We start from the raw sequence: 8,092 nt of genomic DNA on the forward strand, positions 1-8,092 counted from the left end.
CGCAAGGCGGCCGAGCTGTTCACCAGGGCGGCCGAGCTGTTCGAGGGGCGCGAGCGCGACGACGAGCGGGCGGCCGCCCTCAACAACCTCGGCCTGGCCCGCACCGAGCTGGGGCAGTTCGACGAGGCGGTCACCGCCTTCGACGCCGCCGCCGTCCTGTTCGACACCACCACCGCCGACGGCCGGCGCGGCCTGGTCGCCACCCTGCTCAACCGGGGCCAGGCCCATGCCGCGGTGGGGACCGAGGAGGGCCTGGAAGCGGCGCTGGACGACTACGACCAGGCCCAGGGCGACCTCGACGCCGACGAGGCGCCGTACCACTACGCCCTCGTCCACCACAGCGCCGGATCGGCGTACAGCGCGCTGGCCGCCCGCCGGCCGGCCGAACGCCTCCGCCTCCTGGAGGAGGCGGTACGGGCGTTCGGCGAGTCGCTGACCGTATTCACCCGGACAGGCTTCCCGTACCAGCACGCCCTCGCCAAGTACAACCTCGGCTCGGCCCAGGCGGCCATGGCCGACGTGGCCGCCCAGGAGGTCGGCCGCGGCGGCAAGTCCCGCCTCCAGAACCTGCGGCGGGCACTGGCCAACTTCGAGGACGCCGTCGCCCTGCTGGACACCCGGCTCCACGCCGATGCCTGGAAGCAGGCGTTCTCCCGGCTGTCGCAGATCGAGGAGCAGCTGGGCGAGGAGGTCCCGGGCGCCACCCGCGCCGACCACTTCGCCGCCCTGCTGGCGCTCACCACCGAGGAGGAGCGCCATGCTCTCCTGCGGGAGCGGCTCCTCCGCCTGCTCGCCCTGCCCGAGCCCAGGAACCTCTCCACCCTCACCGAGCTGGCGGTGGCCGCCGTGCGGGTCGGCCGCAACGGCGGGCTCATCATAGAGTCGCAGCTGGCGCTGGTCATGGAGCTGCCCCACGAGAGCCAGGAGGTCTCCCTCCGGGCCGTCTTCGAGGCGCACCAGACGCTGAGCGGCGAGGAGCGTGAGAGCGCCGACCGGGCGCTGGACGCCGCCATCGGCGCCGCCCTGGGCGCGCCGCAGCGGATCTTCGTCCGTGACTACCTCTACTCGCTGGGATGGGAGCGGCCGTGACGAGCGTGGACGGGAACGGATCGGGTGGAGGCGGGACGGCCGAGGCCACCACCGAGGAGGCCACGACGGTGGCGCAGACCTTCATCGAGGCCATCGCCTGGGGCGAGCACCGGCGGGTGTGGGAGCTGCTGGCCCCCGAGGGCCGCAAGGTGGTGCTGCGGGTGGCGGTGAAGAACGGGATGGACGAGGCGCTGGCCGCCCGCCTGCGGGACGGCACCGCCGGGCCCGGGGAGATGGAGGAGTTCCTGGCCGAGCTGCTCACGGGACTGCGGGCCGACCTGGCCGGCAACGACCTCGACTCCCTCGAGTACTCGGCCGACGAGGACGCCTCCCCCGAGCGGGTGCGGATCATGCTCAGGGCCCCCGTTCCGCCGCTGCTCGGCCCCGTCGGCCTGCCCGTGGGCTCCATCGAGGTGGCCCGCCACGACGGCCGGTGGCTGGTCGAGCGCCTCACGCCGCGCCCGGACGTGATCGCGTGATCGCCGTCGCCAGCGGAGCTCGCTCGGCCGGTCGGGCGGTGCTCCGCCGGGCCGCCGGGGCCGGCCCGGTGCCGCCTCGGCGTGGTCCCGCGCGCGGGAACGCCGGAGGCCGGTGATGGGGGCCGATCTCCCGGGCCCGGGCGGGACTCCCGGCGGCGCGGGGAGCGTCGGGCCCGGCCAGGAGGCCGACGAGTACGGCCACGTCGTCCGCCGCTTCCGGATGGGTGTCTCCGGCGCCGCCCTCGCCCTGGCGTGGGCCCGCCAGGAGGAGGCCCCCCACGGTGCCACCGTGGTCGTCGAGCGGGAGGTCAGCCCGCTCGGTCGGCTGGGCCGCCTGTGGGCGACGGCGCCGGAGCAGACCTTGTCGATCGCCGTCGTGTTGCGTCCCCCGCTGTCGGTCGAGGACGCCGACGCCAGCTGGCTGCTGGCCGGCCTCGCCGCCTCCGAGGGCGCCGAGGCGGCGTCCGGTCGGCCCACGGAGACCTGGTGGCCCGACCGCGTCGTGGACAAGGAGACCGGCGACGAGGTCGCCAACATCAAGGTCGAGGTCCAGCTCGGGCCCGGTCGCGTGCGCAGCGCGGTGGCCAGCATCCGCGTCGACCTGGAGAAGCTGGGTCTCGCCGACGTGGGCCGCGGCGCCCTCCTGGAGGGGATCCTCGGCTCCGTCGACCGCCACACCGAGGGGCTGGACGAAGGGTCGGAGGGCGTCGCCGCCGCCTACGAGGGCCGGTGTGCGCTCGTCGGCCGCCGGGTCAAGATCAAGCTGCTGCCCAAGGGCGAGACGCGCGGCGTCGCCCGGGGAGTCGACCGCACCGGCCGGCTCCAGCTGGAGTCGGCCACCGGCATGGTGCAGCGGGTGGCCATCGACACCGTGCGCGAGCTCGAGGCGGTGTAGGCCGCGGCCCAGGCCGCCGCTAGAACCTGGCCCGCCCCCCGGTCTGCCTGGGATCAGCCGCCGTGCTGGCCGCCGCCGGCCTGCTCGCCCGGGTCCTGCTGGCTGTCGGAGTCGGCGATGGCCATGGACTCGTGCTCGGTGTCGGACTCGTTGGGGTTGGTGGACACGTAACCTCCGGCGCTGCCGGCGTCGGTGCCGGAGACGGCCTCGTCCTTGTCAGGCATTCGCTTCCTCCAGAGTGGGAGTTGGGTCGAGAGCCATGTACCCCGGTGGCGCCGGTTCTTACCCGCGCTGCGCACTGTGCGGGGAACATGGAGTCCCGACGGTCATAGGTGCATAATGGCTCCACCCCACCGGGGCGACCGCGCGCTCCGGGGCCGGGACGAGGGTGGGGAGCGCCGAGAGGAGCAGGGTGGCCAAGGCGAAGTCCGAGGCGGGGAACGAGGACCTCCGGGCCCGAAGCCTTCTCCGCCCGGCGATCCTGCTGCTGCTGAAGGAGCGTGAGAGCCACGGCTACGAGCTGGTGAGCCGCCTGGCCGAGCTCGGGTTCGACGTGCCGGACTTCGGCGGGCTGTACCGGGCGCTGCGCTCCATGGAGGACGAGGGCCTGGTGAGCTCGCACTGGGGGACGCCGGCGCGGGGGCCGGCGCGTCGCGTCTACGCCATCACCGCCGAGGGCGAGCAGCAGCTCAAGGAGTCGGCACCGGCCCTGGTGAACCAACGGCGGGCCATCGGCGGGCTGCTCGACCGCTACCGCGGCCTGGTGCACCAGGAGCGCAAGTCGAAGCGCCAGCGCCGGCGCGTCCTGGTGGTCGAGGACGACGACGATATGCGCCACACGTTGTGGGTCCTCCTGGAGCAGCGCGGGTGGGTCGTCGAGGAGGCGCCCGACGGGGAGACGGCCCTCGACCGGTGGTCCAACGCGCCCGACGGCATCGTCCTGCTGGACCAGCGGATGCCGGGGATGTCCGGCCTCGAGGTGGCCCGCCGCATGCGCAAGGGTGGCTACGACGGGCCCATCCTGTTGTACTCGGCCTACCTCCAGCCCGAGCTCGAGGCCAAGGCGGCGGCGCTGGACGTGCAGACCCTCAGCAAGGCCAACTTCACCGAGCTGTTCGACGCCCTCGCCCAGTACGAGGACACCTGGCAGAAGCAGAAGCGCACGGGCAAGGGAGGGTAGCGGGGGTCAGCGGCGGCGCCGCTGCCTGCGGCGGTCGCCCGCCGGCGGGCTGTCGGCGGAGGGGCTCTCGCCCGGCGGCCGGCGGGGCAGCACGACGGTGAACCGGCTCCCACGTCCGAGCTTGCTGGCGGCCAGGAGCTGGCCGCCCTGCGCCTCCAGCACGGCCCGGCTGACGTAGAGGCCGAGGCCCGTCCCCGGGATGCCCTCGGCGCCCGAACCGCGGTGGAACTTCTCGAACACCGTCGCCAGGTCGGCGGCGCTCATCCCCTGGCCACGGTCCTCGACCACCAGCTGCACGGTGTCCGGCGTGGCCGACGCCTCCACCGTGATCGGCGACCCGGGAGGCGAGAACTTCAAGGCGTTGGACACCAGGTTCGCCATGACCTGGTCGAGGCGGTCCGGGTCGACGAACGCCGGTGGGAGGTCGGTCGGCACGTCGACGCTGACCGGGCGCCGCCCCGCGATGTCCGCCTCCAGCTGGATCAGGGCGAAGCGGATGTCCGTCGTCACCGGCCGCACGACGATGGGCCGGCCGGCGCCGAGGCGCGAGTAGTCCAGGAACTGCTGGACGAGCCGGCGCAGCTGGAGCCCCCGCCGGCCCATGCGCTCGTAGAGGTGCCCGCGCTCGCGCGGGCTGAGGTCCTCTCCCGCCTCGAGGGCCCGGATCGAACCCAGGAGCACGGCGAGCGGGGTCTGCATGTCGTGCGACACGGCCGCCATCAGCTCCTCACGGAAGCGGGCAGCCTCCTCACCCGCCTCGAAGCGGGAGACGGCGTCGCGCAGGTCGCTGTTGGCGATCGCCATGGCCACCCGGGCGGCGGCCTGCTCGATGAGGGCCCGCTGGCGGATCCCGCCCGGCTCGGGGCTGTGCACCAGGAGCACGCCGAGGGTGGTGTTGCGGGCGACGAGCGGTACCACCGCCGCCGACCCGACCCCGTCCGGGATCCCGGTGTGGTCGAGGAGGGGCAGGTCGCGCGAGAGGGTCGGGGCGTGCACGGTCTGCGACCCGTGGACGGCGGTGTAGAGCGCCGAGCCCGGCTCGAGTGGCGACCCGACCATGGCTTCCAGCCGCTCGGCGACGGGCCCTTCGTCGGGCCACGCCACCACCCGCTCGACCGTCATCGCCGGCGCCAGCACCATGGCGACGCCCGCCCCGGTCGAGCGGCTCAGCCACCGGGACGTCTCGGCCAGCGACTCGCGGGGGTCGAGCTGGCGGCCGAGGAGGTCGCCGAGCTGCGCCAGCAGCCGCCACCGGGCCTCGGCCTGCTCGAGGCGGGTGACGAGCTGGCGGGTCTCGCTGAGGTCGCGCGCCACGTAGGCGGCGCCGACGATCCTGCCCCCCGTGGCCCGCAGCAGCGAGCACCGCACGCTGACGGGGACCGACCGGGCGGCGCCGTGGACCGTCGTCTCGAAGGTGACGCGCTCGTGCGAGGCGCTCGCGAACAGCTCCCAGGGCGTTCGCGGGCCGCGGCCGCCGAAGACGTCCTCGGCCGGCACGCCGAGCAGCTCGGCGGCGTCGCGTCCGGTCAGGGCGGCCATCGCCGGGTTGGCGTGAGAGATGTGCCCCCGGGCGTCCACCAGCGCCATCGCGTCGGGGATCGCCCCGAGGACCAGGTCGAACAGGCCCTGGACCTCGAGCCGGGAGCGCCACTCGTCCTCGAGCTCCCGGCGGACCTGGGCGAGGGCATCGTTGGCCCGGGCCAGCTGGTCGTCGACCGGTCCCGGATCGGGCGCAGGCGGTTGGGCCATCGGCGCGCGCCTCCCCGTCAGCCCGAGGTGCACGCCGGAGGGCGCTCGTGCATCATGGTGCCGGCCACCGGCCACGAATCCCTTGCCATAGGGGCTTTCGCTCTATAGGTTGGCAACATACAATGACGGCGTCGGCGGTGCCGACCTCACATCCGAAAACGGGGGTATGCCGTGCTGCTGTGGTGGATCGGCAACTTGGTGCTGCTGTTCGTGGTGGTCCCGGTTGTCCTCTTGCTCCTCAACCGCCTGCTGCGCCAGATCATGGAGATCGACGCGTACGCGAACGACATCCTCGAGCACGGTGTCGGCATCACGGCCGCGCTCGACTCCGTACCGAAGCTCGTGCGCACACGCGAGCTGGTCAGCACCGCTCACGGCGCTGCCGGCCGTTACGTCGGCGCGCTGCAGCGCGTCCTCTGAGCTGACCGACCGGGCAAGCAGGATTTTCGACCACCACAGGGAAAGGTAAGGGGCATGGGGCCAGAGACCGTCGTCACGTTGATCGGAGTGTTCCTCGGGGTGGGGGCGGTTGCCGTCTACCTCATCATCATCGCCTACACGCTCAACAAGGTGAGCTTCACGGTCGGCACCGTGCTCATCGGCGTGCGCGCCATCGCGTCGCAGACCGAGCCGGTGGGCGCCGTGGTCACCGACATCCTTCGCCAGACCGAGGCGATCGAGAACGCGCTGGCGAACCTGCTCGGCGAGAAGCAGCGGCGGGTCCTGCGGGCGCCCGGCCGGGCCCGCGCCCTCGGCGCCTGATCGCCACACCGCACACGAACCGCACGGTCCACCACGACGAACCACGCGAGCAGCAACACCCGGCGCCATGTCGGTGCCCGGTGTCTTCACCCCACACAAGGAGGAGCGGTGCCTGAGTTCAGGTGAAGGGATGCCGGACATGCCTGCCGTTGGCGAGGCTCAGCGAGTTCGGAGGACGAGTTGATCCGCAAGGTCGGCGACCACGTGCGGAAGGTGCACAAGGTCCAGACCCCCACGGACACGATCATCAACTTCGTGAAGAAGAACACCCGGAGCTAGATCGCCCGGCTCCGAGCCCGATCGAGGCGCCCCCGAGGGGCGCCTCGATCCGCGTCCGGCCCCGGATTTCGTGACGACATCGGGGCTGCGAAAAGTTTGAGAACTTCCGAATATTCGCCGCCCCGGGCGCATCTGTCTCAGCACACAGGGGCAGTTTGCGTAGTGCGTGCCGTCGTTCGGCGACCCTTGGCGGGTGGTCGTGCGGGCCGCCCTCGGAGGTGGGCCCCTGTGGTGCCCGGCCCATCCGAGAAGGGAAGAACACATGAGTCATCGATGGAGGCTCGCCAGGAGCGAACGGGGCCAGGCCTCGTTCTCTGTCGTGGCGACCCTCGTCGCGGTGCTGCTCGCGGGCGTCCTCGTGAACCGCGTCGCGTGGACGGCCGAATCCATCAACAAGAAGGCGGATCGGATCTCCAAGACGGCGACGCCGATCAACGAGGCCACCGACGCGGTCCTCAACCTGGACCGCACAAACGAGCTCGGCGGGTCGATCCTCAACACGGCTGAGCCCCTCCAGGGCAAGCTGGCCGAGATCGTGCGGCTCGCCAGGTCGGTCGACGGGCTGGCGACGTCGATCAACGGCAGCGCCACCACCGTCGACGGGGTCGCCAAGAGCATCAACTCCGACGCCGTCGGGATCCTCCAGACCGCCCAGTCGATCGACCGGGGCGTCAAGACCATCATCGCCGGCCTCAACACCTCGCTCGGGATCGTCACCGCCGTCAAGGGTGACTCCGGCAACATCCTGACCCAGGCGCAGATCGCCCACCGCCTCGCGGCTTGCATCGACCAGGGTCTCCCCGGTCCCGGCTCGCCCCCCGACAGCCACTGCAGATAAGGAGTCAACGAGCCAATGGCTGAGACGATCGGCCCGTCGCAACGGGCGTACCAGAGGGCCTCTTCCGACCAGGCGCAGTTCCTGAAGCGCTGGCTGGCGGTGTGGGTCGCCCTCCTCACCGTGGTTGTCCTCGTCGTGATCGTGTTCCTCCTCAAGATCACCGACTCGCTGGCGAACATCGACGACAACCTGGCCACCACCGACCCCGGCCTGGTGTCCGCGGGCGGCAACGTCGTCCGCCTGCCCGACCAGGTGCAGGCCATCAACGAGGGGCTGACCGCCATCGACCCGGCGCTCAAGCCCATCCCGCAGCAGACGCAGGACATCCTGGCCACCCTGCAGTCGATCAACGGCAAGCTCACCACCACCGACGGCTCCCTGAAGGACACCAACGGGAACCTGAAGACGGTCCTGGGCCAGGCCAACGACATCCAGGCCATGCTGGTCGACGCCGACGACCCGCCGGACGGCAGGGGCGTCCAGAACATCCACCAGCGGGTGGCGTTCGCCAACGGCCAGGGAAACACCGGCCGCTTCGGCACCAACCCCCACAGCCTCACGGCCGCCGAGCAGGACGCCCAGAACATCCTCGCCGGCCTGGTCAACACCAACAAGCACCTGACCAGCATCTGCCGGTCGCCTGCCGTTCTGGGGGCGAAGACGTGCTGACCGCCCGGCGTCTGCGGAAGGCCGGCGAGGCCGGCGTCGTCGGCGCCAACCTGGCCATCACCCTGGCCTTCGCCCTGTTCGCCGTCATCCAGCTCACTCGCACCACGCTGGCGGCGCAGCAGATCGACGACCGGGTCGAGGTCATCACCAGC

10 protein-coding genes and 1 pseudogene are annotated in these 8,092 nt (G+C 72.2%); 9 read left to right on the top strand and 2 right to left on the bottom strand.

Going from position 1 to position 8,092, the window contains the following annotated elements:
• The 3 genes from VM242_03195 to VM242_03205 all read left to right on the top strand — a co-directional run.
• Positions 1-1,089: hypothetical protein (locus tag VM242_03195; GenBank protein ID HVM04157.1), on the top strand; the 1,089-nt coding region annotated here is incomplete at its 5' end.
• Positions 1,074-1,568, top strand: coding sequence for a hypothetical protein (locus tag VM242_03200; protein HVM04158.1), 495 nt, complete (start codon positions 1,074-1,076; stop codon positions 1,566-1,568). The genes VM242_03195 and VM242_03200, both read left to right, overlap by 16 nt.
• Before the next feature lie 115 nt (positions 1,569-1,683).
• Positions 1,684-2,463 carry a hypothetical protein gene (locus VM242_03205; protein ID HVM04159.1) on the top strand — a complete coding sequence of 260 codons (780 nt, stop codon included), beginning with the start codon at positions 1,684-1,686 and terminating at the stop codon, positions 2,461-2,463.
• A 53-nt stretch (positions 2,464-2,516) separates the two neighbouring features.
• Here the strand turns inward: VM242_03205 and VM242_03210 are convergent, their stop codons facing one another.
• Positions 2,517-2,687 carry a hypothetical protein gene (locus VM242_03210; protein HVM04160.1) on the bottom strand — a complete coding sequence of 57 codons (171 nt, stop codon included), beginning with the start codon at positions 2,685-2,687 and terminating at the stop codon, positions 2,517-2,519.
• 188 nt (positions 2,688-2,875) lie between these two features.
• Between VM242_03210 and VM242_03215 the strand changes: the two genes are divergently transcribed.
• Positions 2,876-3,643: a helix-turn-helix transcriptional regulator gene (locus VM242_03215; GenBank protein HVM04161.1), complete on the top strand. Its 768-nt coding sequence runs from the start codon at positions 2,876-2,878 to the stop codon at positions 3,641-3,643.
• Positions 3,644-3,649: 6 nt separating this feature from the next.
• Here the strand turns inward: VM242_03215 and VM242_03220 are convergent, their stop codons facing one another.
• Positions 3,650-5,392: an ATP-binding protein gene (locus VM242_03220; GenBank protein ID HVM04162.1), complete on the bottom strand. Its 1,743-nt coding sequence runs from the start codon at positions 5,390-5,392 to the stop codon at positions 3,650-3,652.
• Positions 5,393-5,563: 171 nt separating this feature from the next.
• On the opposite strand from VM242_03220, the gene VM242_03225 reads away from it, so the two are divergent.
• The 5 genes and pseudogenes from VM242_03225 to VM242_03245 all read left to right on the top strand — a co-directional run bounded on the left by VM242_03225 (position 5,564) and on the right by VM242_03245 (position 7,940).
• Positions 5,564-5,812, top strand: coding sequence for a hypothetical protein (locus VM242_03225; GenBank protein HVM04163.1), 249 nt, complete (start codon positions 5,564-5,566; stop codon positions 5,810-5,812).
• Positions 5,813-5,866: 54 nt separating this feature from the next.
• Positions 5,867-6,154 carry a hypothetical protein gene (locus VM242_03230; GenBank protein ID HVM04164.1) on the top strand — a complete coding sequence of 96 codons (288 nt, stop codon included), beginning with the start codon at positions 5,867-5,869 and terminating at the stop codon, positions 6,152-6,154.
• 138 nt (positions 6,155-6,292) lie between these two features.
• Positions 6,293-6,433, top strand: a pseudogene (locus VM242_03235) (DUF1059 domain-containing protein).
• A 319-nt stretch (positions 6,434-6,752) separates the two neighbouring features.
• On the top strand, positions 6,753-7,271 hold the full coding sequence (locus tag VM242_03240) for a hypothetical protein (GenBank protein HVM04165.1): 519 nt from the start codon (positions 6,753-6,755) through the stop codon (positions 7,269-7,271).
• Positions 7,272-7,286: 15 nt separating this feature from the next.
• Positions 7,287-7,940 (top strand): hypothetical protein, encoded by a 654-nt coding sequence (locus VM242_03245; GenBank protein ID HVM04166.1) that lies wholly within the window; start codon positions 7,287-7,289, stop codon positions 7,938-7,940.
• Positions 7,941-8,092: the final 152 nt, after the last annotated feature.

The organism is Acidimicrobiales bacterium, assembly GCA_035540975.1.
In the GTDB taxonomy this organism is placed as follows: domain Bacteria; phylum Actinomycetota; class Acidimicrobiia; order Acidimicrobiales.

Excerpts from the sequence above, each read along its gene's own strand:
- VM242_03200 (HVM04158.1), top strand. The coding sequence starts at position 1,074 with ATGGGAGCGGCCGTGACGAGCGTGGACGGGAACGGATCGGGTGGAGGC.
- VM242_03205 (HVM04159.1), top strand. The coding sequence starts at position 1,684 with ATGGGGGCCGATCTCCCGGGCCCGGGCGGGACTCCCGGCGGCGCGGGG.
- VM242_03210 (HVM04160.1), bottom strand. The coding sequence starts at position 2,687 with ATGCCTGACAAGGACGAGGCCGTCTCCGGCACCGACGCCGGCAGCGCC.
- VM242_03220 (HVM04162.1), bottom strand. The coding sequence starts at position 5,392 with ATGGCCCAACCGCCTGCGCCCGATCCGGGACCGGTCGACGACCAGCTG.
- VM242_03230 (HVM04164.1), top strand. The coding sequence starts at position 5,867 with ATGGGGCCAGAGACCGTCGTCACGTTGATCGGAGTGTTCCTCGGGGTG.
- VM242_03245 (HVM04166.1), top strand. The coding sequence starts at position 7,287 with ATGGCTGAGACGATCGGCCCGTCGCAACGGGCGTACCAGAGGGCCTCT.